Annotated in this window: 22 protein-coding genes and 3 pseudogenes; 9 read left to right on the top strand and 16 right to left on the bottom strand. The window is 70.7% G+C overall.

Going from position 1 to position 21,917, the window contains the following annotated elements; translation table 11 throughout:
* Nucleotides 1-49 precede the first annotated feature (49 nt).
* Entirely contained in the window at nucleotides 50-505 is a 456-nt protein-coding gene (locus tag ACWC09_RS06995) for an ATP-binding protein (protein ID WP_450849298.1), read from the top strand.
* 45 nt (nucleotides 506-550) lie between these two features.
* Here ACWC09_RS06995 and ACWC09_RS06990 read toward each other — a convergent pair whose 3' ends face one another.
* Nucleotides 551-1,438 carry an RNA polymerase sigma factor SigF gene (locus ACWC09_RS06990; RefSeq protein ID WP_450849296.1) on the bottom strand — a complete coding sequence of 296 codons (888 nt, stop codon included), beginning with the start codon at nucleotides 1,436-1,438 and terminating at the stop codon, nucleotides 551-553.
* A 103-nt stretch (nucleotides 1,439-1,541) separates the two neighbouring features.
* Entirely contained in the window at nucleotides 1,542-2,327 is a 786-nt protein-coding gene (locus ACWC09_RS06985) for a class I SAM-dependent methyltransferase (RefSeq protein ID WP_450849294.1), read from the bottom strand.
* An 81-nt stretch (nucleotides 2,328-2,408) separates the two neighbouring features.
* On the opposite strand from ACWC09_RS06985, the gene ACWC09_RS06980 reads away from it, so the two are divergent.
* Complete coding sequence (locus ACWC09_RS06980) at nucleotides 2,409-2,843, top strand: helix-turn-helix domain-containing protein (protein ID WP_450849292.1); 435 nt, start codon at nucleotides 2,409-2,411, stop codon at nucleotides 2,841-2,843.
* Between the two features lie 21 nt (nucleotides 2,844-2,864).
* Here ACWC09_RS06980 and ACWC09_RS06975 read toward each other — a convergent pair whose 3' ends face one another.
* The 3 genes from ACWC09_RS06975 to ACWC09_RS06965 all read right to left on the bottom strand — a co-directional run bounded on the left by ACWC09_RS06975 (nucleotide 2,865) and on the right by ACWC09_RS06965 (nucleotide 5,420).
* Nucleotides 2,865-3,467, bottom strand: a complete 603-nt coding sequence (locus tag ACWC09_RS06975; RefSeq protein ID WP_450849290.1) for a ClpP family protease — start codon at nucleotides 3,465-3,467, stop codon at nucleotides 2,865-2,867.
* Nucleotide 3,468: 1 nt separating this feature from the next.
* Entirely contained in the window at nucleotides 3,469-4,107 is a 639-nt protein-coding gene (locus ACWC09_RS06970) for an ATP-dependent Clp protease proteolytic subunit (protein ID WP_450849288.1), read from the bottom strand.
* Between the two features lie 110 nt (nucleotides 4,108-4,217).
* Nucleotides 4,218-5,420, bottom strand: a complete 1,203-nt coding sequence (locus tag ACWC09_RS06965) for an epoxide hydrolase family protein (RefSeq protein ID WP_450849286.1) — start codon at nucleotides 5,418-5,420, stop codon at nucleotides 4,218-4,220.
* Nucleotides 5,421-5,545: 125 nt separating this feature from the next.
* Here ACWC09_RS06965 and ACWC09_RS06960 point away from each other — a divergent pair, with 125 nt between their 5' ends.
* Nucleotides 5,546-6,028: a VOC family protein gene (locus ACWC09_RS06960; RefSeq protein WP_450849284.1), complete on the top strand. Its 483-nt coding sequence runs from the start codon at nucleotides 5,546-5,548 to the stop codon at nucleotides 6,026-6,028.
* A 359-nt stretch (nucleotides 6,029-6,387) separates the two neighbouring features.
* On the opposite strand, the pseudogene ACWC09_RS06955 reads toward ACWC09_RS06960, so the two are convergent.
* The 7 genes and pseudogenes from ACWC09_RS06955 to ACWC09_RS06925 form a co-directional block, all read right to left on the bottom strand.
* Nucleotides 6,388-6,450 (bottom strand): annotated as a pseudogene (locus ACWC09_RS06955) (hypothetical protein); the annotation flags it as partial.
* Nucleotides 6,451-6,523: 73 nt separating this feature from the next.
* Nucleotides 6,524-6,592 (bottom strand): annotated as a pseudogene (locus ACWC09_RS06950) (ATP-binding cassette domain-containing protein); the annotation flags it as partial.
* 159 nt (nucleotides 6,593-6,751) lie between these two features.
* The gene (locus ACWC09_RS06945) at nucleotides 6,752-7,660 is read right to left on the bottom strand and encodes an SGNH/GDSL hydrolase family protein (protein WP_450849282.1); all 909 of its coding nucleotides are present in this window, start codon (nucleotides 7,658-7,660) and stop codon (nucleotides 6,752-6,754) included.
* A gap of 185 nt (nucleotides 7,661-7,845) precedes the next feature.
* A complete protein-coding gene (locus tag ACWC09_RS06940) occupies nucleotides 7,846-8,694 on the bottom strand; it encodes a geranyl diphosphate 2-C-methyltransferase (RefSeq protein ID WP_450849280.1) in 849 nt (282 codons plus the stop codon).
* A 49-nt stretch (nucleotides 8,695-8,743) separates the two neighbouring features.
* Complete coding sequence (locus ACWC09_RS06935; protein WP_450849278.1) at nucleotides 8,744-9,793, bottom strand: family 2 encapsulin nanocompartment cargo protein terpene cyclase; 1,050 nt, start codon at nucleotides 9,791-9,793, stop codon at nucleotides 8,744-8,746.
* A gap of 13 nt (nucleotides 9,794-9,806) precedes the next feature.
* Nucleotides 9,807-11,243: a family 2B encapsulin nanocompartment shell protein gene (locus ACWC09_RS06930; protein WP_450849276.1), complete on the bottom strand. Its 1,437-nt coding sequence runs from the start codon at nucleotides 11,241-11,243 to the stop codon at nucleotides 9,807-9,809.
* A 259-nt stretch (nucleotides 11,244-11,502) separates the two neighbouring features.
* Nucleotides 11,503-12,510, bottom strand: a complete 1,008-nt coding sequence (locus ACWC09_RS06925; RefSeq protein ID WP_450849563.1) for a zinc-binding alcohol dehydrogenase family protein — start codon at nucleotides 12,508-12,510, stop codon at nucleotides 11,503-11,505.
* A gap of 150 nt (nucleotides 12,511-12,660) precedes the next feature.
* Between ACWC09_RS06925 and ACWC09_RS06920 the strand changes: the two genes are divergently transcribed.
* From ACWC09_RS06920 to ACWC09_RS06905, 4 genes are all read left to right on the top strand, one after another.
* Entirely contained in the window at nucleotides 12,661-13,458 is a 798-nt protein-coding gene (locus ACWC09_RS06920) for a VOC family protein (RefSeq protein WP_450849274.1), read from the top strand.
* Between the two features lie 30 nt (nucleotides 13,459-13,488).
* A complete protein-coding gene (locus ACWC09_RS06915) occupies nucleotides 13,489-14,187 on the top strand; it encodes a ribonuclease H family protein (RefSeq protein WP_450849273.1) in 699 nt (232 codons plus the stop codon).
* 203 nt (nucleotides 14,188-14,390) lie between these two features.
* Entirely contained in the window at nucleotides 14,391-15,872 is a 1,482-nt protein-coding gene (locus ACWC09_RS06910; RefSeq protein WP_450849271.1) for an MFS transporter, read from the top strand.
* A complete protein-coding gene (locus ACWC09_RS06905) occupies nucleotides 15,869-16,468 on the top strand; it encodes a TetR/AcrR family transcriptional regulator (RefSeq protein WP_450849269.1) in 600 nt (199 codons plus the stop codon). The genes ACWC09_RS06910 and ACWC09_RS06905 overlap by 4 nt, the downstream gene beginning before the upstream one ends.
* Here ACWC09_RS06905 and ACWC09_RS06900 read toward each other — a convergent pair.
* Complete coding sequence (locus ACWC09_RS06900) at nucleotides 16,443-17,285, bottom strand: alpha/beta fold hydrolase (RefSeq protein ID WP_450849267.1); 843 nt, start codon at nucleotides 17,283-17,285, stop codon at nucleotides 16,443-16,445. The genes ACWC09_RS06905 and ACWC09_RS06900 overlap by 26 nt on opposite strands.
* A 13-nt stretch (nucleotides 17,286-17,298) precedes the next feature.
* The gene (locus tag ACWC09_RS06895) at nucleotides 17,299-19,059 is read right to left on the bottom strand and encodes a cholesterol oxidase substrate-binding domain-containing protein (RefSeq protein WP_450849265.1); all 1,761 of its coding nucleotides are present in this window, start codon (nucleotides 19,057-19,059) and stop codon (nucleotides 17,299-17,301) included.
* 137 nt (nucleotides 19,060-19,196) lie between these two features.
* On the opposite strand from ACWC09_RS06895, the gene ACWC09_RS06890 reads away from it, so the two are divergent.
* Entirely contained in the window at nucleotides 19,197-20,180 is a 984-nt protein-coding gene (locus tag ACWC09_RS06890; protein ID WP_450849263.1) for an aldo/keto reductase, read from the top strand.
* 15 nt (nucleotides 20,181-20,195) lie between these two features.
* On the opposite strand, the gene ACWC09_RS06885 is transcribed toward ACWC09_RS06890, so the two are convergent.
* The gene (locus ACWC09_RS06885; protein WP_450849261.1) at nucleotides 20,196-20,546 is read right to left on the bottom strand and encodes a hypothetical protein; all 351 of its coding nucleotides are present in this window, start codon (nucleotides 20,544-20,546) and stop codon (nucleotides 20,196-20,198) included.
* Between the two features lie 159 nt (nucleotides 20,547-20,705).
* Here ACWC09_RS06885 and ACWC09_RS06880 point away from each other — a divergent pair, with 159 nt between their 5' ends.
* Nucleotides 20,706-21,206: a DUF6328 family protein gene (locus ACWC09_RS06880; protein ID WP_450849259.1), complete on the top strand. Its 501-nt coding sequence runs from the start codon at nucleotides 20,706-20,708 to the stop codon at nucleotides 21,204-21,206.
* Here the strand turns inward: ACWC09_RS06880 and ACWC09_RS06875 are convergent.
* Nucleotides 21,127-21,835: pseudogene (locus ACWC09_RS06875) on the bottom strand (DUF2238 domain-containing protein). The gene ACWC09_RS06880 and the pseudogene ACWC09_RS06875 sit on opposite strands and share 80 nt — an antisense overlap.
* Between the last annotated feature and the right edge of the window lie 82 nt (nucleotides 21,836-21,917).

Genomic DNA, 21,917 nt, shown 5'->3' with positions numbered 1-21,917 from the left:
CACTGGTGCGACAGCGTCCGGCCAGTCCGGCATTCCGAGAGAGAAACGCATGAACGAGCACGTGGGCGGGGCAGTGATACCGACTGTTTTCGATGTGCCGGTGGAACCACTGAGGCGGGCGGCCCACTACACCGGAGAGCCCGGCTGTATCGCCGAGGCCCGGTCCTTCGCCGCGCACTTCGTGGGCCGCCTGAGAACCGAGTGGTGCGCCACGATCGAGCGACGGGCCGAGGACGAGGTCCTGTTGGTGGTGAGCGAGCTGGTCACCAACGCGGACCGGCACAGCAACGGCCCGTACATCCTGGAGCTGGAGGGCACGGACACCGCCGTCACCGTGTACGTCTACGACAGCAGCGGTGCCCTGCCGCGCCGGTTCCCGCGGGACCCGGAGCGGGTCGGCCGACACGGCCTGGAGATAGTCCACGCGCTGGCGAAGCGGGTCACCGTCGAACGGGTGCCGGTCGGCAAGCGGGTGTGCGCCGTCGTGGCGCTGAACGGCGCGTGACCGCCGCAGTGGCCTGCGGCGGTCACGCGTACGCGCGCCTGTCCCTCACGCGCAGCCGAGCTCGCCCAGCATTCCCTCGCGCAGCCGCGCGATGATCCGCTTGATCAGGCGGGACACATGCATCTGCGAGCAGCCGAGCCGTTCGCCGATCTCCGCCTGGGTGGCCTCCTCCACGAACCGCATATGAAGGATCTGCCGGTCCCGTTCGCCCAGCTCGGCCATGAGCGGGGCCAGCGACTGGAAGTCCTCGACCAGTCGCAGCCCGTCCTCCTCGACGCCGATGAAGTCGGCGAGAACGGCCTCGCCGCCCTCGGGCCCGTCACCGGTGAGCGCCGCGTCCAGGGACGAGGAGTTGTATCCGTTGGCCGCGATCTGCGCCTCGATCACCTCGTTCTCGGAGATGTTCATCAGCGTGGCCAGCTCGGCCACGGTCGGCTCCCGGTCCAGCCGGCTGGCCAGCTCCTCGCGTGCCTTGGCCAGCTCCACCCGCAGCTCCTGCAGCCGCCGCGGGACGTGCACCGCCCAGGTGGTGTCGCGGAAGAACCGCTTGATCTCGCCGACGATGTACGGCAGCGCGAACGAGGTGAACTCCACCTCGCGGGACAGCTCGAACCGGTCGATCGCCTTGATCAGGCCGATCATCCCGGTCTGGACGAGGTCCTCCATCTCGTCGCCGCGCCCCCTGAAGCGCCCGGCGGCGAACCGCACCAGCGAGATGTTCATCTCGATGAGCGTGTTGCGCGCGTACTGGTACTCGTGCGTCCCCTCCTCGAGTTCCGCGAGCCGCTGGAAGAACTGGCGGGACAGCTCGCGTGCGTCCCTCGGAGTCACCGAACGTGGCTCCTCGATGCCCGGCAGTGGTCCGTCTCCCGTGGCGGTCCGGGCGGTCGTCTCCACGATCGCTCCGGTCGACCGATTCACGGCGGTATCCATTTCTTCCTCTCCCACGAAAGTCACGATCCGACATCTGATCGTCTGTCTGCCTCGGGTCCTCGCCATGCGGGTACCCGCCCTCGGCCGGACCATGCGTGCCGTCTCAGTCCGTGACGCGGGTGGCGACGATCAGTTCGTGGAGGTAACGCTTGGTGACGCGCCCGCCGTGCCCCGTGTCGATCAGCCGCCGGAGGCAGGCCAGCAGGCCCTGCTGGGACGGCGGGGGCAGGGCACGGTGGTTGGAGTAGGTGAGCAGGACGTCGATGTACTCGTCGGTGGTGTAGGTGATGTCCTGCGTCCGGCGGGCCACGGTCACCTGCCCGAAGTGCGGGGAGTCGTCCAACTCGGCGGAGCCGGTGGGGATTTCCGAGGCGGGCCGCAGCCGCAGATCGGGCGGTGTGGCCGGGTCCCAGCGTTCGTAGCAGCGCTGGGCACGGGCGAAGAACTCCACCGTGCCGCCCGCCACATGCTCCGTGAGGATCAGGGCCAGCGTGCCGCCGGGACGCAGGGCCCGTGCCGGCTTGACCACCCGCACGGCCGGGTCGAGCCAGTGGAAGGCGGTCGCGCACACCACGAGGTCGAACGGTTCGTCGGGCAGCGGCCAGCTCTCGAACTCGGCCACCTGCACGTCCACTCGGGGAAAGTCGGCGAGCCGCCGCCGGGCCACGCCCGCCATCGCGTCGCCGAGCTCCACCGCGGTGACATGGCAGCCCAACTCGGCCAGTGGGACGGTGAGTTGGCCGGTGCCAGGGGCGATCTCCAGGACCCTGCTGCCCGGGCCGAGCCCCGCCGCACGGGCCAACTCCCGCACCAGTGCCGGGGGATACCGCGGTCGTGCCCGGTCGTACCGCTCGGCATCCTGGTTGAACGTCTCCCGCATCGCTGTCATCGCGCCCTCCACCGGTAGTGATTCACCCAGGGCAGAATGCCGATCTCTTCCCTTCGGGTCGAGGAAATTTAGTCTGGACAGGTGAGCAGCCAAGCGCCGAACGAAGCCCGAGTCATTCCACTGCGCCGCCCACAGGCCGAGCGCCCGGCCGTCGCGCCGTCACCGGGCCAGGCGCCACCGGCTCCGTCAGCACCCACGGCCCCCGTGCCGAAGGAGCCCCTGTGGCGCGACCTGGTCGGTGACGTCCTGCGGCGTGAACGCCTGGCCCAGGAGCGCACGCTCAAGGACGTGGCGGACGCGGCCCGGATCTCCATGCCGTACCTCTCCGAGGTGGAGCGGGGCCGCAAGGAGGCCTCCTCGGAGGTCCTCGCGGCCGCCGCCCACGCCCTGGGACTGGGCCTCGGCGACCTGCTGTCGCTGGCGCAGGGCGAGCTCGTACGGGTCACGAGCCGCCGGACCGCCAGGAGCCGGGGCGGTTCCACGTCGCCGTACAACGGGCTCTGCCTGGTCGCCTGACGACGACCGCGGAACGGCGCCTCAGATCGCCACGAGGCGCCGGCTCAGCACTTCGTCGGCCAGCCCGTACGCCACCGCCTCCTGGGCGGTGAACACCTTGTCGCGGTCCATGTCGGCACGCAGGGTCGCGAGGTCGTGGTGCGTGTGGCGGGAGAGCACGTCCTCGACCTGGGAGCGGATCCGGACCATCTCCTTGGCCTGCAGGGACAGGTCGGAGATCGTGCCCTGCCGTCCGCCGCTGGCCGGCTGCCCGAGCAGCACGCGGGCGTGCTCCAGCACGAACCGCCGTCCGGGATCGCCACCGGCCAGCAGCACGGCGGCGGTCGATGCCGCCTGGCCGACGCAGAACGTCGAGATCGGTGCCTGTACGAACGTCATCGTGTCGTAGATCGCCATCAGTGAAGTGAACGATCCCCCGGGCGAGTTGATGTAGATCGCGATCTCGTTCTCCGGGGCCGAGGACTCCAGATGGAGGAGTTGCGCGATGACGACGTTGGCCACGCCGTCGTCGATCTCGGTGCCGAGGAAGATGATCCGCTCGGACAGCAGCCGGCTGAACACGTCGGAGGAGCGCTCGCCGTTCGCGGTGCGCTCGACGACATACGGAATCGTGTAGTTCGCCATGTCAGAGCCCCATCCGTCGCTTCGGGGCGGCCGGGCGGACGTCCGCGAAGGACTCCACGACGTGGTCCACCATGCCGTACTCCCTGGCCTCCTCGGCCGTGAACCAGCGGTCGCGGTCGCCGTCCCGGGAGATGGACTCCGGGGTCTGGCCCGTGTTCTCGGCGATGAGCCGTTCCATGGTCCGCTTGGTGTGCTCCAGGTTCTCCGCCTGGATCGTGATGTCGGAGGTGGTGCCGCCGATGCCCGCAGAGCCCTGGTGCATCATGATCCGCGCGTGCGGCAGGGCGTACCGCTTGCCGGGCGTGCCGCCGCAGAGCAGGAACTGGCCCATGCTGGCCGCGAAGCCCATGGCGAGGGTCGAGACGTCGTTCGGGATCAGCCGCATCGTGTCGTAGATGGCGAGCCCCGCGTGCACCGAGCCACCCGGGCTGTTGATGTACAGGCTGATGTCCGTCCGCGGGTCCTCCGCAGAAAGGATCAGCAGCTGGGAGCAGACCCGGTTCGCGGAGACCTCGTCGACCTGGGTGCCGAGGACGACGATCCGCTGGCCGAGGAGCTGGGCCGCGAGATGGTCGTCGAAGCGGGAGGGCGGAGTGTCGCCCTCCTCGGCGCGTGGAGCGAGCGTGCTGAGTGGAGTCATCGGTTCTCCTCGTGGTCGCGGGGATGCCGTCGACTCCACTCTTGACCTCGGGCGATGCTCTTCGGGCCGTTCTCTGCCCGCGGCAGATTCGCCAAGGGCAGAGCGGCTGCTCAGCCCTTGGCGCGCAGCTGCCGGAAGAACGCCCGTACGTCGTCCACCAGCAGGTCCGGCTCCTCCATCGCCGCGAAGTGCCCGCCCCGGTCGAGCTCCGTCCAGCGCACGATGTTCTCGGTGCGCTCGGCCTTGTGGCGCAGTGGGATCTGCGGGTCGCCGGGGAAGGACGCCACCGCGGTCGGGGCGGTCGAGGGCCGGTCCGGGGCGGCGATCCGGTCGCCTGTGGCGTGGGCGCGCTCGTAGTAGACCCGGGCTGACGAGCCCGCCGTGCCCGTCAGCCAGTACAGCATCACGTTCGTGAGCATCCGATCCCGGTCGACGGCCTCCTCCGGCAGCTCCTCGGCGTCCGTCCACTCCCGGAACTTCTCCACGATCCAGGCGAGTTGACCGACCGGCGAGTCCGTGAGGGCGTACGAGAGCGGCTGCGGACGGGTCGACTGCACATGGAAGTAGCCCGCCCCGTCCCGGAACCAGGCGTCCCACCGGCGCCACGAGGCGAGCGTGCGCTCCCGCTCCGTGGGGCTCAGCGCCTCCAGCTCCTCGGCGGTCGGTTCGGTGGCCGCCTGTCCGCCGGGCAGCAGGTTGAGGTGGATGCCGATGACCCGGTCGGGGTGGACGCGGCCCAGTTCGCGGGAGATGCCGGCGCCCCAGTCGCCGCCCTGGGCACCGAACCGCTCATAGCCGAGGCGCGTCATCAGCTCGACCCACGCGTCGGCGATCCGGCGCGCCTCCCAACCGGTCTCGCGGGTGGGTCCGGAGAACCCGAAGCCGGGGATGCTCGGCAGGACGACGTGGAAGGCGTCGGCCGGGTCGCCGCCGTGCGTGGCCGGGTCCGTCAGCGGACCGACGATGTCGAGGAACTCGACGATCGACCCCGGCCAGCCGTGTGTGACGATCAGTGGGGTGGCGTCGGGCTCGGGCGAGCGGATGTGCGCGAAGTGCACGAGGGCGCCGTCGATCTCGGTGGTGAACTGCGGCCACTCGTTCAGCCGCGCCTCGGCCGCCCGCCAGTCGTACTCGTGCCGCCAGTACCGCACCAGCTCACGCAGATAGCCGGACGGCACGCCGTAGGCCCAGCCCACGCCGGGCAGCTCGTCGGGCCAGCGGGTCCGGTCGAGGCGGTCGTGCAGATCGTCGAGGTCGGCCTGGGGGATGTCGATGCGGAAGGGGTGGATGGTGTCCGCAGCTGATGCCGTCATGATCGGGAGCCTAGTTCGGGGGTGTGACACGGCCACATGGATCAATTCGCCGCCCGACCGATGAGTTTCCCGGCGAGGATCGGTCGACAGGGGTGACAGGGTTCCGCGATGCCCAGGAGGTAGTCATGACCACCGACGGATTCACCACGTGTCTCTGGTTCGACGGCCAGGCGGAAGAGGCCGCCCACTACTACGTGTCGATCTTCAAGAACTCCAGCATCGGACGCGTCGGCCGCAACGTCGAGGGAGGAGCGGGCCCCGCCGGCTCCGTCCTGGCCGTGGACTTCACGGCCAACGGCCAGAAGTTCGTCGCACTGAACGGCGGGCCGCAGTTCAAGTTCAACGAGTCGATCTCCTTCCAGATCTTCTGCGCGGACCAGGAGGAGATCGACTACTACTGGACCAAGCTCACCGAGAACGGCGGCGAGCCCGGCCCCTGCGGCTGGCTGAAGGACAAGTACGGCGTGTCCTGGCAGGTCGTCCCCGACCACCTCATCGACATGATCAGCGACCCGGACCAGGAGAAGGCGTCCCGGACGACCAAGGCCTTCATGGCGATGGGCAAGTTCGACATCGCCGCCCTGGAGAAGGCGTACGCGGGGGAGTGACGGCCCTCGGCGGGCGACGGGTCAGCCCTCGCTGTCCAGCAGCAGCGCGTGCACTCCGCCGCCCGCCGGGCCAGTTGCTCCGCCTGACCCGCCTCGGTGCGGGTGAGCGGCCGGGGCAGGGTGACGTCCAGGACCGTACGGATCCGGCCGGGGCGGGGAGTGAGCACCACCACCCGGTCGGCGAGCAGGACGGCCTCGTCCGCGGAGTGGGTGACGAGCGCGACGGTCGAGGGATGTGCGCGGTGTGTGCGCTGCAACTGGGCGCACAGTTCGTCTCGGGTCAGCGCGTCCAGCGCGGAGAACGGCTCGTCCATCAGCAGCACCCGGGGGCGCTGCATCAGCGACCGGCACAGCGCGACCCGCTGCTGCATCCCGCCCGACAGCTCGTGCGGAAGCCTCCGCCGGAAGCCGTCGAGGCCCATCGTCGCGAGCAGACCGAGCGGCCGGTTCGCGGGTTCCGTCGCGGGACACCAGCACCTCGCCCCGCGTCGGCGGCAACAGCCCGGCGATCAGCCGCAACAGCGTCGACTTACCGCACCCAGACCGTCCTACGGCCTCGGCCATGTCATCGTCGCCTCCGGCACCAACGCCGACACCCCGCTGGCCTTCGCCGCGATGGCCCTGCTCAGCGCGATGAGCGTGCTGCTCTTCTACCTCGTCGTCCTTCTGGAGCGGCTGCTGCTGCCGTGGGCGCGGGAGGTCACCGGGTGAGCCGGACCGGGCTCACCGCACGTCCTTCGCGATGGCGCGCGTGATCTCCTGGGCGATGCGCAGGATGCCGGGAGAGCGCACCGGGCACGGCCTCGGCGTGGGCGTCGTGGGCACCAGGCAGAAGTGCAGGTAGTCCTTGTCGAGGTGGAGGGCGGTACGGTCCTGGTCCGGCTGGGTGCAGTAGTCGGGGTGCTCGCGCTCGTAGACGGTGCACGGCAGGTACTGGGACCAGGTGTAGCGGGCCCCGGCCGGGCTGACCGTGGCGCCCGCGTCGGCGACCATGTCACCGGAGGCCGCCGCCTGCTGCTCGTACATCTCGTTCACGCGCCGCACCCGGTCCGGCGTGATCGGGTCCGGGCCCTGCAACACCCACACGATTTTGGGCCGCTTGGACCCGCCCGCCTCCGCGATCTGCTCGGTGAGCCGACGCAGGTCCGCCTTGTAGCGGGTGAAGTACTTCTGCTGCGAGGCGTGGTAGCTGATGCCGTCCATGCACCAGGTGAAGGCCCACGCGTTGCCCCAGAACTGCAGCACCACGTAGTCCGGATGCCGCGAACGGACCAGCGCGGCGGCCTTGTCCGCGTCCGGTACGAGCGACTTGGCGCCCGTGCCCTCCAGATAGTCGCAGAGGGTGGTGCCCGAGTAGGGGGCGGCGGTGTAGGTCGCGTTGAGGCCCTGGCGGAGCTGCTTGCCCAGGACGTTCTGCGCCTCCATCGCGAGCGAGTCACCGAGGTACAGCACCCGGGGCCCCACGGCGGGGACACCGGCCGAAGCCGGTGCCTGCTGGTGGGTCGTCGACGCGGACGCTCTCGGCACAGTGGGGGAGGGCGGCGGCGCCTGCGGCGCGGACGAGGGGTCGCCACACGCGCCGAGCAGCAGCGCACCGGCCAGCAGCACCCCCACGATCCACGGCTTCCGCATCCAGCAACTCCCGCCCCGGCAACCGAAAACGGTTCCCCAGGCAAGCACAGGCGGGCCCAAGGGGGAAGGCCCGGAACGGAGTTCAGTGTTCGCCCAGCAAAGGGGAGCCGCCCGGGGGAGTTCCGGCACGGGCTCGCGCGATGCGGGGATGCCACATTCATCGCACGAGCCCGTGCCGGAACGGATCAGATCCGGTCGGCCGCGATCAGCAGATACTGGAAGCTGCCGTTCTTGTACGCGGTCAGGAACGTGTCCTCGATGCCCGTCACCAGGTGGTCGGCCTGCCGGCGCAGCTCCCAGTACGGGATGGTGTCGGCCGTGAGGTCCTGCACATGGACGGGGACCAGCCGGTGGCGTGCCATCGCCCGGAAGTACTCCGAGCGCGAGTGGATGTCGCAGATGTAGTGGGCGTTGATCAGGGACACCTCGCGCGAGGCACGCCCGTAGGTGTCGTTGTAGCAGCCGGTGACGACGACATAGCGTCCGCCGCGGCGCAGCAGCCGGGCGTGCTCGGCGAACAGCAGCTCCAGCTCGACGTACATCGTCGACTCGTTGTTCCACGACGCGGCGTACGCGCCGGTCGTGAAGCCGGTGTCGAGCATGTTGCGGTGGTGGTAGCGCACCCGGTCGTCGATGCCCCGCCTGCGGGCCTGTTCGGTGGCGAACTCCGCCTGCTTCGCGGAGATCGTCACGCCGTCCGCGTGGCAGCCGTACCGCAGATGCGCCACGACACTGCCGCCGCCGCGCCCGCACCCGGCGTCGAAGACGCGGTCGGCGGGGGAGAGGGGTCCGAGGTGGGCGGCGAGGAGTTCCGCCTGGGAGTGTTCCAGGCGGTGCAGTTCGGCGGTGATCCGCTCGCGGCGCAGGGCCGGGTCGGGCTCGTCGAGGACCGACCGGTCGGCCGGTCCGACGCCGTAGTGGTGGTGGTAGAGGTCGTCGAGCTTTCCGAGTTCGAGGTTGACCGGGTTCTCCTCGGCGTTCCAGTAGTCAGCGACACGGTCCTGGTACGTCGACTGGGTGGGTGCGATGGTCAACTGTCACTCCTCGTAGGATTGGTGACGGAACGTCAAGTGAGCGGGGGGACTACCAGTAGTTGGGCAGGTGGTAGCGGTGGGTGTTGGTGGCGTGCCACTCGTGGTTGCCGGCCACCCAGTCGGACAGACCCCGGGCGTAGCGCTCGACCAGCGGTGAGGTGGCGGACAGCAGGGCGGACTCGTCCTCGAACGCGGCCATGATCTCGTTGTGGATCTCCACGGCCTTGAGATAGGCCGCCTTGAGGCCGCAGCGCTCGTCGGCCGCGATCACCACCGGCAGATTGAGGTGGGTGGGGCCGCTCGCCAGCTCCTTGGTGAAGGAGTACAGGTCGTTGACGAGGGTGGTGGCGTTGCAGGCGAGTGCGGTGATCCGCTGGATCTCGGGGCGGGCGTAGAGCGCCTCGGGCAGTTCGTAGCCGTCCACGGCGTCGACGATCGACAGACAGGGCCGGAAGTTGTTGAACTGCCGCATCACCAGGTACTCCCACACCCGTGGCATGTGGCCGATCTCGGACCAGGCGGCCTCGGCGAGATACCCGAGGTGCAGCCGGGCGATGTCGTGCACGAACCGGTCGGTCTGGCTGGGGGTGGCGAGGACGGCGTAGTCCTTGAGCGCGAAGTGGTACGAGCGCAGCGGCCCGTCGGCCTGCACTCCGTGCAGCCACTGCTCTTGGAGCCCGGGCGGGCCGTGGTAGGGGTCGAGCGCCGACTGCGCCATGATCAGTCGGCCGCCCAGTCCGCGCGCGGAGCCGCCCCGGCCCTCGTCCTCCTCGCAGTAGACGCTGTCGACGAGGTTCTCCGCCAGCAGCAGCTTGCCGGCGACGGTCAGGCGCTCCAGGTCGGTCGCCGCCGGATGCTGCAGGACCACGGCCCGGCCGAACTGGAAGCCGCCGAACTCCCCCGACCAGGCGTCGGGGAACAGGTCGAGGCCGCGGGCCCAGGCCTCCAGTCTGCGGTCGACCTCCCGCACCTTCTCCGGGTCGGCGGGAGCGACCTGCCGGTACCTGAGCCCGGGGATCGCGCCGCCGCGCCGGGCGCGCAGGCTGCCGGCCAGGTTCGGCGGGCCCGGCAGGGCCGACGGGGACGCGGGGGAGGGCATCGCGTGCTCCACCTCAGTCGACCGTCCGGCCGATCTGGACGTTCTCCAGGATGCCCGCCGCGTCCGGCACCAGGATGGCCAGCGAGTAGTAGGCCGTCACCAGGTAGCTGATGATCGCGGCGCGGTCGATGCCCATGAACCGTACGTTCAGGCCCGGTTGGTACTCCTCGGGGATACCGGTCTGGTACAGGCCGATCACGCCCTGGTCGGACTCACCGGTGCGCAGCGCGATGATGCTGCTGGTGTGCCGGTCGCTGACCGGGATCTTGTTGCAGGGAAAGATCGGGACGCCCCGCCAGGCGGGGATCTCGTGCCCCTCGACGGTCGCCGTGCCCGGCACCAGACCGCGCCGGTTGCACTGCCGGAAGAAGGCCGCGATCGCCTTCGGATGGGCGAGGAACACCTTGGTCCTGCGGCGCATGGACAGCAGCTCGTCCATGTCGTCCGGGGTCGGCGGTCCCGTGAAGGTGCTGATGCGCTGGCCGTAGTCGACGTTGTGCAACAGCCCGAACTCCCGGTTGTTGACCAGCTCCCACTCCTGTCGTTCGCGGATCTCCTCGACGGTCAGGCGCAGTTGCTGCTCGGTCTGGTTCATCGGGTTGTTGTAGAGGTCGGTCACGCGGGTGTGGACCCGCAGCACGGTCTGGGTGAGCGACAACTCGTACTCGCGCGGGGCGAGATCGTAGTTGACGAAACCGCCGTTGATCGTCGGCTCACCGACGTGGCCGGCCTGCACGGGCACGTCGGCCTCGCCCTTGCGGTTCATCGGCAGGTTCTGCCGCTCGGCGAACGCGTTCAGATGCGCGGCCAGCGAGGGCACCCGGTCGGTGAACTCCGTGACGACGTCCCAGGGCAGCACCAGCAGTACGCCCGCGGTCTCCGCCCGGACCGAGGTCAGCCACAGCGGATCGGGCCGGCCGATCGCCTCGTCGCCCATCTGATCGCCGTCGCACACGACACCGACGATCTCCTCCTCGCCGTACTTGCCCTCCGTGTAGCGGGTGAAGCGGCCGTGCACCACGAGATAGGTCTCCGTGACCGGTCGCCCGGCCTCGAACAGCACCTGGCCGGCCCGGACTTCGCGGACCCGGAACCGGGTCGCCACCTCCCTGAGCACCTCGGTGTCGGAGTACCCGCGCAGCACCGGCAGTTCGGTGAGCGTCTCGGGGATGACCTTGATGTCGTCGGCGCCGTTCTGCTCGAACTGCACCCGCCCGCGGCCGATCCGCAGCTGCAGACGCCGGTTGACCCGGTAGGTGCCGCCCTTGACGTCCACCCAGGGCAGCGAGCGCAGCAGCCAGCGCGAACTGATCGCCTGCATCTGTGGTTCGGACTTGGTCGTCGTGGCGAGCTGACGCGCCGCCTGCGTGCTGAGACTGGTCAGTTGGGCTTCGGCGGCGGATTCGGGGACGGGGTCGTCGGTGGCGGGGGCGCTTTCGGGGGCGGACACGTTCCCTCCCTGAGGGTGGACAGGGGTGAGCGGAGTGGTCGGTGAGGAAGGCGGGCCGTAGCGGCTGACAGGTGCGCACCGCATGTACAAGGCAACAGCCCTTGATCGAGACCCGGTACGGCGTGAAGGGGGCGGTTTCCGTTACCGGCGGTGCACATCTCGCGACCTCGCCGGCCGCGCAGGGCCGTCACGATCCCGCGCAGGTCGGCCTCTGGTGCACGCTGGGCGCACAGGGCGTACGACCGCCTCGACCTGGCGCTCAGGAGAGGTCGTTCACCAGTACGGCGGCTCCGTCGAAACGCCCCGCCTTCAGGTCCCGCAGCGCCTGATCCGCGCCCGACAGGGGATAGGTGTGCGTGGTGGCATGCACGCCGTGCCGGGCGGCGAGGGCGAGGAACTCCCGCCCGTCCGCACGGGTGTTGGAGGTGACGCTGCGCACCTGCTTCTCGTAGAACAGCTCGGTCTCGTAGTGCAGCGGAGGTGTGTCGCTGAGGTGGATGCCGGCGATGGAGAGGATGCCGCCGCGGTCGAGCGCGCGCAGCGCGACCGGGACCAGATCGCCGACCGGCGCGAAAAGGATCGCGCTGTCCAAGGGCTCGGGCGGCATCGCGTACGCGTCCTGCGCCGAGGCGGCGCCCAGGTCCAGCGCCAGCCGCCGGGCCGCCGCCCCGCGCGTCAGGACGTGCACGGTGGCGCCCTCGGCCAGCGCCACCTGCGCACACAGATGAGCGCTGCCGCCGAACCCGTACAGACCCAGCCGCCCGCCCGGCGGCAGCCCCGCCCGCCGCAGCGCCCGGTAGCCGATGATCCCGGCGCACAGCAGGGGAGCGACGGCCACGTCGGACAGGGCGTCCGGCAGCCGGTAGGCGAAGGCGGCGGGTACGGTCGTGTACTCCGCGTAACCACCGTCGGCGTCCCAGCCGGTGTACCGCGAGGACGGGCAGAGGTTCTCGGCCCCGCGCGAGCAGTACGCGCACGTGCCGTCCGTATGCCGCAGCCACGCCACCCCCACCGGGTCACCGACCGCGAACCCCGCCACCTTCGCCCCGCACCCGGCCACCACGCCCGCCACCTCGTGCCCGGGCGTCACTCCGGCCCGGCGCACCGGCAGGTCACCCTCCGTGACATGCAGATCGGTGCGGCACACCCCGCACGCCCGCACACGCACGAGCAACTCGTCGTCACCGGGCTTTGGGACCGGCTTCTCCACGAACCGGAGGCCGCCCTCCTCGACCGGTCCGGGTGCCACCACCGACCACGCGTGCATCGTCCCGTTCGTCATCCCGCACCTCGTCCGCAGCGCCGAAACCCCGCCACGACCAGTCTGGAACGGACGCGACCGTTCGGCGCGCGCTTCGGCGGACGGATGACTAGCGTGAGGAAACGGACCAAGCGTCGATTCGGGAGGGCCGCAGCCATGGCCGTACAACCTGAAGGAACCCCCTGTTGGGCCGATGCGATGTTCGACGACGTCGAGGGAGCCAAGAGCTTCTACGGCGACGTCCTCGGCTGGACCTTCGGCGAGGCGTCGTCGGAGTACGGCAACTACACACAGGCCTACGTGGACGGCAAGACGGTCGCCGCCGTCGTACCGCCGATGACCGGCCAGGAGGGCCAGTCGCAGTGGTGCCTCTACTTCGCCTCGCCGGACGCCGCCGCGACCGCCGCGAGGATCCGGGAGCACGGCGGCGAGGTGCTGATGGAGCCGATGCAGGTCGGCGAGTTCGGCACCATGTGCCTGGGCCGTGAGCCAAGCGGCGCCGTCTTCGGTGTGTGGCAGGCCGGCACCCACGAGGGCTTCGAGGTGACGGCCGTGCCGGGCGCCTACGGGTGGGCCGAGGTCTTCACCCGCGAACCCGAGAAGACCGACGCGTTCCTCCGCGCCGTCTTCCCGTACACGGCACAGCAGATCGTCGACGACGCGGTCGACTTCCGCCTGTTCAACCTCGGCGACACCACGGTCCTCGGCCGGATGCGGATGGGCGACGAGTTCCCGCCCGAGATCCCGTCGTACGTCAACCTGTACTTCGTGGTCGACGACTGCGACGACGCGGTGTCCAAGGCGACCAAGCTCGGCGGCACCCTGCGCTTCGGGCCGATGGACAGCCCGTACGGCCGTTTCGCGGCGCTCAGCGACCCGCAGGGCGCGAGCTTCTCGGTGATCGACATCGCGACGACCGAGGGTGAGCTGCCGAAGACCGAGGACGTGTCCTAGACCCTGCCGGAGGCCCCGTCCGTCCGTGGCATGATCGAGCCCATGCGTGAACGTGTGGTGGCCGCGTGCGACGGGGCCTCGAAGGGAAATCCGGGACCGGCGGCCTGGGCGTGGGTGGTCTCCGACGACTCCGAGACCCCGGCCCGCTGGGAGGCCGGACCGCTCGGCAGGGCCACCAACAACGTCGCCGAACTCACCGCGCTGGAGCGGCTGTTGGCGTCCACCGACCCGGGCGTGCCGCTCGAGGTGCGGATGGACTCGCAGTACGCGATGAAGGCCGTCACCACCTGGCTGCCGGGCTGGAAGCGCAACGGCTGGAAGACCTCCGGCGGCAAGCCGGTCGCCAACCAGGAACTGGTCGTGCGCATCGACGAGTTGCTCGACGGCCGCTCCGTCGAGTTCCGCTACGTCCCCGCCCACCAGGTCGACGGCGATCCGCTCAACGACTTCGCCGACCGCGCCGCCAGCCAGGCGGCCGTCGTCCAGGAACCCGCGGGCAGCGACCTCGGCTCACCGGTGCCGCCGCCCTCCCCGGACACCCCGAAGGCGTCCGCGCCGCGCCGGAAGCCCGGCACGGCGCGGAAGAACGGCGGCTCCTCCTCGCGCACCATCAAGGCCAAGTTCCCCGGCCGCTGTCCGTGCGGCCGTTCCTACGCGGCGGGCGAGTCCATCGCCAAGAACGCGCAGGGCTGGGGGCACCCGGAGTGCCGTACGGCGGAGGCCGGTTGACCGGCGCCGGTCAGGTGATCACGCAGCATCACCTTGGTGCGGTCGTCGTCGAGGCGGCCCGTTTCCAGGCAGTCGGCCGGAGTGGTCGGCGTCCCACCTGCTGCTGCCACGGCCACCGGTAATCCTTGGGTGAATGGCAATTCACCGGCTAGGGTGAATTGCCATTCACCCTTTTGTTTCCCGTGCCACCCGCTGGAGTGCCGATGGAGCAGCCCGCACCGATGGTCGAGCCCTTCGGACAGAGGGCCCTGCGGACCCGGCTCACGGTCCCGGTGCTGGCGTTCGGCGGCACGCTGATGGCCGTCATGCAGACCGTCGTCGTGCCGCTCCTGCCCGACCTGCCCCGGCTGACCGGCGCCTCCGCGGGCACCGTCTCCTGGATGGTCACCGCCACCCTGCTGGCCGGCGCCGTCCTCACCCCGGTCCTCGGCCGGGCCGGTGACATGTACGGCAAGAAGCGGGTGCTGATGGCGGCGCTCGGCCTGATGACCGTCGGCTCCGTCACCTGCGCCCTGTCCTCGGACATCGGCGTGCTGATCGCGGCCCGCGCGCTGTCCGGCGCCGCCTCCGCCGTCGTACCGCTGTCCATCAGCATCCTGCGGGACGAGCTGCCGCCCGAGCGCCGCGGCAGTGCGGTGGCCCTGATGAGCTCGACCGTAGGCATCGGCGCCGCGCTGGGCCTGCCCGCCGCCGCGCTGATCATCCAGTACGCGAACTGGCACGTCATGTTCTGGGTGACCGCGGCCCTGGGCGCCCTGGGCGTGTCGATGGTCTGGTGGGCGGTCCGCGAGTCGCCCCTCCGGGAGCCGGGCCGCTTCGACGTGCTGGGCGCACTGGGGCTCGCCGTGGGACTGATCTGCCTGCTGCTGGGGGTGTCCCAGGGCGGCCAGTGGGGATGGGGGAGCCCGCGGATCGTGGCGCTGTTCGCCGGTGCCGTGGTCGTGCTCGCCCTGTGGTGGTGGCAGCAGCTGAAGGCCCAACGGCCGCTGGTGGACCTGCGGTTGGTGTCCAGGCCGAAGGTGGGCCTGTCCCATGTGGCCGCGCTCTTCACCGGGTTCGCCTTCTACGCCAACTCCCTGGTCACCGCCCAGCTCGTGCAGGCGCCCAAGGCCACCGGCTACGGGCTCGGCCTGTCCATCGTCGGCACCGGCCTGGTGCTGCTGCCGGGCGGCTTCATCATGCTGCTGTTCTCACCCGTCTCGGCCCGCATCTCGACGGCCCGGGGGCCCCGCATCACGCTGGCCCTCGGCGCGCTGATCATCGCGTGCGGGTACGCGGTGCGTATCGCCGACAGCCGCGACCTCTGGATGATCATGGTGGGCGCGGCGGTCGTCGGCACCGGCACGACTCTGGCGTACTCGGCGCTGCCCACCCTCATCCTGCACGCCGTCCCGGCCTCCCAGACCGCGTCCGCCAACGGCGTGAACGTCCTGATGCGCACCATCGGCCAGGCCACCTCCAGTGCCGCCGTGGCCGCCGTCCTGGTGCACCACACCAGCCCGGTCGGCGGAGTGCCGGTGCCCACGCTGCACGGCTATCTGATGGCGTTCACCATCGCCGGCGCCGTCGCCCTCGCCGCGAGCGCGACGGCCCTGACCATCCCCGGTGACGCCGGCCGGCGCGGGACACGCCGGGCCCGTGGCCGTGCCCAGGGCGCCCGTGACGAGGCGCTGGAGGGAGCATGAGTGCCGTGAGCACTCCCCCCACCACCGGCGCACCCGTCCGCCGGGACGCCGAGGCCACCAAGACGGCCATCCTCAAGGCCGCCCGCCATCTGCTGGCCCGGCACGCCCACGCCGACATCACCCTCAAGGCGGTCGCCGAACGCGCCGGTGTCAGCGCGCCGTTGATCCTGAAGTACTTCGGCAACAAGGACGCCCTGTTCGCCCGTGTCATGTCCTTCGAGGCCGACGCGGACGCCCTGCTCGACGCCCCGCTGGACGAGCTGGGCCGGCACATGGTCCGGCATGTCCTGGTCAGCCAGTCCCAGCTCGGCGCCGACCCGCTCCTGCGTATCGTCTTCGCGCCCCTGCACGCCGAACAGGGCGACATCCTGCGCGCCAACTTCCGCACCCAGGTCACCGAACGCCTCACCGCCCGCCTGGCCGGCCCCGACGCGGGCCTGCGTGCCGAACTCGCCGTGGCCGCCCTGCTCGGCCTCGGCGTGATCTACGGCCTCGCCCGCGGCCCCCAGGTCCGGACGGCCGCGATCGACGACATCGTGGAGCGCTACGCCCCCCTCGTCCAGGAACACCTCACGCCAGGAACCCCGCGACCGTAGCCACGAACCGCTCGGCGTCGTCGAGCCACGGGAAGTGCCCGGCGCCCGGCTGCACCACGCACTCGCCCTTCGGGAAGAGCCCGGCGAACTCGGCGACCATGGGCGCGGGGGAGTTGAGGTCGACCTCACCGGCCAGCAGGAGCACCGGGGCCTCGAAGCGGGCGAGTTCGGCCCGGGCGGCGGCAGGGTCGAAGGCTCCTTCGGCGCCGAAGACGGCCGCTGCCTCCTGGTTCCGCTGCGAGGCGCCGGCGGCGTGATGGGCACGTGCCCGCTCGTCCCAACGGCCGTACAGGAAAGGCGCGATGGCGTCCCAGCTGTCGGGCGTCGCCCGGCCCGAGGTGATGTCCTGCAGGGCGGCGAACGCCGTCGGGAACCATGGCTCCTCGCGGCGCAGTCGCGCGGTCTCCCGCCGTACCTCCGGCGGCACTCCGAGCCCGACGGCCACCGCGCTCGGCGTGATCAGGGCGAGCCGGTTCACGCGCTCCGGGTACCGGGCCGCATACAGCACGGCCGGGTTCGTCCCGGCGGAATGCCCGAGCAGGTCCACGGCATCCAGGCCCAAGTGCTCGCGCAGGGCCTCGACATCCTCGACCAGCCGGTCGCAGCGGTAGGTGGCCGGGTCCTCCGGGACCGCGGAGTCGCCGGTGCCCCGCAGATCCAGCAGCACGAGCCGGCGGTGCGCGGACAGGCCGCCGAACTCGCCCAGGTAGGCGGACGCCTGCATCGGCCCGCCCGGCAGACAGATCACGGGTGGGCCGTCGTCGCCGAGGACGTGGTAGGCGAGCTCGGTTCCGTCGGGCGCGATGAAGGCAGTCATGATCGGGAGCCTTTCAGCGGCGCCCGAGGACGGCAACCCCCTGAGCGAACAGCCGGTCGAGGAAGGCGTTGCCGAAGACATGGTGCGGGTCGAGCCGGTCCAGGACCCCGGCCGCCTGCCCCCACACCGCGTCGCCGAACGACGCGGGAATCGTCCTATCCAGCACGTCCTCGTCGCTCCAGACGGCGTCATCGGTGTACGCCCAGCCCTTGGACCACTCGACCCGGGTCAGCGCGCGCTCGTCGTCGAAACCGTGCAGCAGGAACTGCTCCAACTCCCGCAGAAACGCCTCCGCGTACGGTGTTCCGGGCAGTGTCAGGACGTCCAGCCACACGGCCGTGTCCCACTCGGAGTGCGCCTGGCTCTGCCGCAGGGCGGAGAGCAACGGGGCGTGGGCACCGTCGAGTTCGGCGTCCGCCGGGTCGTCGAGGCCGGTCACCCGGATCTCCACCGAGCCGTTGACCGGGAAGCGCCCGAGGGCGGCGTACGCCGTGAGCCGCTCCCGGTAGAAGGACGTGAACTCTGCCACCACGCGCTGGACTTGGGACCGTGTGGTGAGCACGGCATACCCGTTCGCCGTCACCCTGAGCGTCGTCGGCTTGATGTACAGGAGCGTGTTCTTCGACGGGCCCCAGATGTCCGCGGACAGTGTCGCCAGGAGCCCGGCCGTGGCCACATCGGACTGCGCGTTGCCCAGCACCGGAGCCAGATACCAGGCCGCCCCCGAGGTCATCCGCCCGACCAGGTCCGCCACCACGGTCGGCACGTTGTCGGAGAACGGATAGTTGTACGGCGAGGTCACGTGCCGTGAGGTGAGCGGCTTCGTCGGAGCCACGCTCCACACCTTGAACCACGGGAACTCGGTGAAGGCGAACCAGATCGCCTCGACCCGCCCCGCCTCCTCCAGAAAGCTCGTGAGAGTGCGCCCGTCGGAGCCCGGCGCGGCGAAGAGTTCGGCGGCCGGGATGTCCGTACGGCTCAGGCATCGCAGATTGACGTTCGCGCCCACGCGCAGCACGACCTCGGTCACCAGCGAGCGGCCGAGATGGGTGAGCAGGGCGGCACAGTCCGCCTCGTCGCGGTCGTACGTCCGCAGCACGTACGACCCGGCGCCCTCGTCCCACACGACCGCCGTCAGCGACAGCACCAGATTGCTGAGCGAACCGTATGTGTGCCCCGGCAGCCGCTCCTCGTCCTTCGCCGGTACGGCGGAGCCGTGCGCGTCGATGGCGAGCGCGCCGCCCAGCGTGAGATCGCCGGGAGCGGGCGCGGCGGTGACGCCGAGGCCGTGCTCCTCCAGGTAGGTGAGGAGGCCCTCCAGGGTGACTCCGGTGCCGGCGCGCACGGCGGTCGGGGAGTCGAGGGAGAGGCCGGTGAGGTGCGGGGCGGTGTCGACGAGGAGGACCTTCGCGTCCGAGGACGTGCCCTCGGTGATCGTCAGCGGCGACCAGCCGTGCGAGGAACCCCGGGCGCGGACCGTCCAGCCGTGCCCCCAGGCCCAGTTGACGACATCGACCACCTGGGCGGGGTTCGTCGGGGCGCAGGCCCACAGGCCGTCGGCGGTGATCTCGCCGACCCAGTTGCGGTACGCCGAGCGGTACAGGTCGACGTCGGCAGGGAAGTCCGGCAACTCCTGTGCCGCGACCGCCGGATCGGCGGCGATCAGGACCGGCACGGCGGCCAGGGCGGCGGCCGAGAGCAGGAAGCCGCGGCGGCTCCAGGACGGGTCGTCGGAAGCCTCGGCGGGATGGTTGCTCACTGAACGATCAGTCACGGGGGCCACGCTAGGCGTGCCTTGACACGAGTCCACCCTCTGCCCAATCACCGCACTCATGTGAGTGAACAATTCACCGGTCCCGCACCGGAGCGGCCCATTCCGCGCTCGGGCGTGACGGATGACAGACTGACGCCATGGACGAGCGCACTTTCGGTAGGTCTGATCAGCACGCATCCGTCATCGGTCTCGGCACCTGGCAGCTGGGCGCCGACTGGGGAGACGTCGACGACAAGGAAGCCCTGGCGGTGCTGGAGGCGGCGGCCGAGGCGGGGGTGACCTTCTTCGACACCGCCGACGTCTACGGCGACGGGCGCAGCGAGCAGACCATCGCCGCGTTCCTCGCGGGCCGCCCGGACCTGCATGTACTGGTCGCCACCAAGATGGGCCGTCGGGTCGACCAGATCCCGGAGAACTACGTCCTCGACAACTTCCGCGCCTGGAACGACCGTTCGCGGCGCAATCTCGGCGTCGACCGCATCGACCTGGTCCAGCTGCACTGTCCGCCCACGCCCGTCTACTCCACGGACGAGGTCTTCGACGCGCTCGACACCCTCGTCGAGGAGGAGCGGATCGCCCAGTACGGCGTCAGCGTGGAGACCTGCGCGGAGGCGCTGACCGCGATCGCCCGGCCGGGTGTGGCGAGCGTGCAGATCATCCTCAACCCGTTCCGGATGAAGCCCCTGCGCGAGGTGCTCCCGGCCGCCCAGAAGGCCGGCGTCGGCATCATCGCCCGCGTCCCGCTCGCCTCGGGCCTGCTGTCGGGCAAGTACACCAAGGACACCGTCTTCCCGGACAACGACCACCGCACCTACAACCGGCACGGCGAGGCCTTCGACCAGGGCGAGACCTTCTCCGGCGTCGACTACGCGACCGGCGTCGAGGCCGCCGTGGAGTTCGCCGCTCTCGCCCCCGAGGGATACACCCCGGCCCAGCTGGCCCTGCGCTGGATCGTCCAGCAGCCCGGTGTCACCACCGTGATCCCCGGCGCCCGCTCGCCCGAGCAGGCCAGCGCGAACGCGGCCGCCGCCAGGCTGCCGGATCTCTCCGACGAGACCCTCGCCGCGATCGGCGACCTCTACGACCGCCGGATCAAGGACCAGGTCGAAGGCCGCTGGTAACCGCCCGCGGCCCGCTCACGGCTCCAGGAGCAGCTGCCGTTCCTGTTCCTGGTCGCCGGAGACCGTGCCCTGGTCCTGGGCGGTGAACGCCTGATTCAGGGCGTCGTGCGCCTTCGCCACCGCCTCCGGAGCGCCCTGCACGGTCACCGTCACCGCCCCGGACAGGTGACCGGTGCCCACGGGAGCGGCGGACGGCGGGGCGCCCGCCGGATCGTGCTCGAACCTCGCCGTGTGGACCGTCACCCGGTCGTCGGCGGGCAGCTCCTCCTTCGCATTCCCGAAGGAGGGCTCCAGGACCCGCACGACGGCGCGGGCGTCGTCGGCGGTGGCGCCGCTGAGGGTGAGCGTGAGCTCGGTGCCGGACATGGTCGTGGACTCCTCGGATGGTCGTCGTAGGCCGTCCGCTCCGTGTAACCGCCGTGTGATCGCCCAAACAGTGGTCGTTTCCCGCCCGGCCCGGTCAATTCCGTGCGAACCGGGAACCCGGTCGGGGAAGAGACACGGGTCGACCGAGCGGGAGGAACCTTGACGGGCTCCAAGAGCGGTGCGGACGTGAACGAGTGGGGCCGGCACGAGACCGAGGAGGAGAGAGCCGACCGCAAGTGGGGCGAGCTGATCCAGGAGGTCCGGGTCGCCCAGACCGGGGTGCAGATCCTGTTCGGCTTCCTGCTCACCGTGGTGTTCCAGCAGAAGTACGCCTCGCTGGAACACACCGACAAGACCATCTACATCGTCACGGTGATCCTGGGTGCCGCCGCGACCGGGGCGCTGATCGGACCCGTGTCCCTGCACCGCCTGGTGTCCGGGCAGCGGGTCAAGGCGGAGGCCGTCGAATGGGCCTCCCGGATGACCTACGTCGGCCTGGTGCTCCTCCTCGCCACCATGACCTCCTCGCTCCTGCTGATCCTCCGGGTCGCGACCCACAACGGGGCCGTGCCCTGGATCGTCACGGGAGTCGTCGCGTGGTACGTGCTGTGCTGGTATGCGATCCCGCTGTGGACCCGGCACCGGCATACGCCGGAGTGACCCCGAGGGTGTCGAGCTGCCGGTCGTGCGCCCGGGACAGCACCAGCACCGACACCGTGGCGCCGATCAGCGCGCAGAACATGTCCCACTGTGTGTCCCACACATCGCCCTGCGTGGCCAGGAAGGCGTCCGCGGAGTGTCCGCCGACCACCGCGGCCAGCCACTCCAGCATCTCGAACACGGCACTGAAGGCGAGGCACGCACACACGGTGAGCGGGGCCAGCCAGCGGCTGCCGCGCAGCGGCGAGGTACGGCTGAGCAGCTCCCGTACCAGCACCGCCGGGACGAAGCCCTGCATGAGGTGGCCGAAGCGGTCGTACGGGTTGCGGTCCAGGCCGAAGGTGTCCCGCACCCAGTCGCCGAGCGGCACCTGCGCGTAGGTGTAGTGGCCGCCCACCGCCAGCACCATGGCGTGCACGGCCAGCAGGCAGCACAGCAGGTTCGTCAGCGGGAAGCGCCGCCAGGCGATCACCACGAGTGGCAGGCCGACCAGCACCCACACGGTCTCCAGGAACCAGGTCGTGCGGTCGCGCGCCCCAGGCCGACACGGCCATGCCCAGCACCACGAGGGCGGCGAGCACGGCGGGCAGCTGCCGTCGCGGGACGGCGGAGTGCACAACAGCGGTCATGGGGGCTCCTCATAATCAGGAGCCCCCATGCTGGTCGAGCGGGTGGGCGGTGGCATGAGTACGGCTACTCAGCCCCGCCCGG

The organism is Streptomyces sp. NPDC001617, from assembly GCF_053596855.1.
The sequence above is the reverse complement of the archived record's forward strand: the minus strand, read 5'-3'. Positions and strand labels throughout refer to the sequence as shown.

Bases quoted from the DNA above. Each gene is read 5' to 3' on its own strand.
- ACWC09_RS06995 (WP_450849298.1), top strand. From the start codon at position 50: ATGAACGAGCACGTGGGCGGGGCAGTGATACCGACTGTTTTCGATGTG.
- ACWC09_RS06990 (WP_450849296.1), bottom strand. From the start codon at position 1,438: ATGGATACCGCCGTGAATCGGTCGACCGGAGCGATCGTGGAGACGACC.
- ACWC09_RS06985 (WP_450849294.1), bottom strand. From the start codon at position 2,327: ATGACAGCGATGCGGGAGACGTTCAACCAGGATGCCGAGCGGTACGAC.
- ACWC09_RS06975 (WP_450849290.1), bottom strand. From the start codon at position 3,467: ATGGCGAACTACACGATTCCGTATGTCGTCGAGCGCACCGCGAACGGC.
- ACWC09_RS06970 (WP_450849288.1), bottom strand. From the start codon at position 4,107: ATGACTCCACTCAGCACGCTCGCTCCACGCGCCGAGGAGGGCGACACT.
- ACWC09_RS06965 (WP_450849286.1), bottom strand. From the start codon at position 5,420: ATGACGGCATCAGCTGCGGACACCATCCACCCCTTCCGCATCGACATC.
- ACWC09_RS06960 (WP_450849284.1), top strand. From the start codon at position 5,546: ATGACCACCGACGGATTCACCACGTGTCTCTGGTTCGACGGCCAGGCG.
- ACWC09_RS06945 (WP_450849282.1), bottom strand. From the start codon at position 7,660: ATGCGGAAGCCGTGGATCGTGGGGGTGCTGCTGGCCGGTGCGCTGCTG.
- ACWC09_RS06935 (WP_450849278.1), bottom strand. From the start codon at position 9,793: ATGCCCTCCCCCGCGTCCCCGTCGGCCCTGCCGGGCCCGCCGAACCTG.
- ACWC09_RS06925 (WP_450849563.1), bottom strand. From the start codon at position 12,510: ATGCACGCGTGGTCGGTGGTGGCACCCGGACCGGTCGAGGAGGGCGGC.
- ACWC09_RS06920 (WP_450849274.1), top strand. From the start codon at position 12,661: ATGGCCGTACAACCTGAAGGAACCCCCTGTTGGGCCGATGCGATGTTC.
- ACWC09_RS06915 (WP_450849273.1), top strand. From the start codon at position 13,489: ATGATCGAGCCCATGCGTGAACGTGTGGTGGCCGCGTGCGACGGGGCC.
- ACWC09_RS06910 (WP_450849271.1), top strand. From the start codon at position 14,391: ATGGAGCAGCCCGCACCGATGGTCGAGCCCTTCGGACAGAGGGCCCTG.
- ACWC09_RS06905 (WP_450849269.1), top strand. From the start codon at position 15,869: ATGAGTGCCGTGAGCACTCCCCCCACCACCGGCGCACCCGTCCGCCGG.
- ACWC09_RS06900 (WP_450849267.1), bottom strand. From the start codon at position 17,285: ATGACTGCCTTCATCGCGCCCGACGGAACCGAGCTCGCCTACCACGTC.
- ACWC09_RS06890 (WP_450849263.1), top strand. From the start codon at position 19,197: ATGGACGAGCGCACTTTCGGTAGGTCTGATCAGCACGCATCCGTCATC.
- ACWC09_RS06885 (WP_450849261.1), bottom strand. From the start codon at position 20,546: ATGTCCGGCACCGAGCTCACGCTCACCCTCAGCGGCGCCACCGCCGAC.